Source organism: Salinimicrobium oceani (assembly GCF_012037645.1).
The window spans coordinates 1-552 of record NZ_JAAVJR010000316.1; the positions used below are offsets into that span (position 1 = coordinate 1).

Below are 552 nucleotides of genomic sequence, written 5' to 3' on the forward strand. Positions count from 1 at the left end.
TAAGGTGGTCCATCAATTTCTTAAGGATACTGTTGTTCTTAACCACCACGGTGATCCTTCCGGTAAAGATACCGTCGCTACTGTCAAAATTAATGTTTTTAATGTTGACATTCATGTTGTTGGAGATCTCCTTCGTGACATCATTCACCAGCCCGATATTGTCTATTCCGGTAAGCTTTATCACCGCTTTGAATTCCTCCTGCGTAGAATCTTTCCATTTTGCCTGAATGATCCTGTAGGCGAAATTGCTCTGCAATTGTATGGCGTTCGGGCAATCCTTTTTGTGGACCTTTATTCCTTCACTTACAGTAATGAACCCAAAAACATTATCCCCCGGAATAGGGTTACAACAATTTGCCAGCTTATAATCGAGGACTTCTTCATCTCTACCAAAAACCAGTTGATCATATTTTGCGGTAATTTCATCCCGGTCAATATCTTCAACCATGGGAGATTTCCTCATTTTACTTTTAAAGAAGCTAACCAGCGCATTGCTTCGGGAAGCTGCATAATCTTTAAGCTTTTGGTTGTCTATGGTTCCTACCCCCACCC

1 protein-coding gene is annotated in these 552 nt (G+C 41.3%); it reads right to left on the minus strand.

Translation table 11 applies throughout. The annotated features are described in order from the left end of the window. The coding region (locus tag HC175_RS16930; RefSeq protein WP_168139519.1) for a bifunctional (p)ppGpp synthetase/guanosine-3',5'-bis(diphosphate) 3'-pyrophosphohydrolase at nt 1-552 on the minus strand (552 nt) is incomplete at both ends.